The 809-nt window shown below is 40.9% G+C and carries 1 protein-coding gene; it reads left to right on the plus strand.

The window, feature by feature from the left end:
- Window positions 1–800: phosphate ABC transporter substrate-binding protein (locus tag NC799_RS18325; protein WP_272447857.1), on the plus strand; the 800-nt coding region annotated here is incomplete at its 5' end.
- Window positions 801–809: the final 9 nt, after the last annotated feature.

Consider the following 809-nt stretch of genomic DNA (forward strand, 5'->3'; position numbering starts at 1 on the left):
CGGAAACAGAAGAATTGACTGGCTCTGTCATCATTTCTGGTTCAAGTGCGATGCAACCATTAGTTGCAGCTGCAGCGGAAGAATTCATGAACCAAAATCCTGGTACAGACATTCAAGTGAATGCAGGCGGTTCTGGAACAGGTCTTAGTGAAGTATCTCAAGGAACAGTTGATATTGGTAACTCTGATGTTTTTGCTGAAGAAAAAGATGGAATTCCAGCGGATGAATTAGTTGACCACAAGGTAGCTGTTGTTGGAATGGCTGCAGCAGTTAATCCTGAAGTCGGTATAAAAGATATTAGTAAAGAAGATTTAATCAAAGTATTTACTGGTGAAATTACTAACTGGTCAGAGCTTGGTGGACAAGACCAAGATATTGTTTTAGTAAATCGTCCGGATTCTTCTGGAACACGTGCAACGTTTGTTAACTTTGCATTAGATGGAGCAACGCCTGCTGAGGGAATTACAGAAGATTCTTCTAATACAGTTAAGAAGATTATTGGAGATACTCCTGGGGCAATTGGTTACTTGGCATTCTCTTACTTCACTGATGATACTGTTACACCATTAGCGGTGGACGGTGTGGAACCAACCGATGAAAATGTTCAATCAGGCAAATTCCCAATTTGGGCGTATGAGCATTCCTATACAAAAGGCGAAGCAACAGGATTAGCAAAAGTTTTCCTTGACTACTTAATGAGTGACGATGTTCAATCAGGCTTACTTGCTGAACAAGGGTACATCGCCGCAACGAAGATGAAGGTTGAAAGAGACGCAGAAGGAAATCAAACAGACCTATAAGAAATAGTT

Source organism: Aquibacillus salsiterrae (genome assembly GCF_028416595.1).
Taxonomy (GTDB): Bacteria; Bacillota; Bacilli; order Bacillales; family Amphibacillaceae; genus Aquibacillus_A; species Aquibacillus_A salsiterrae.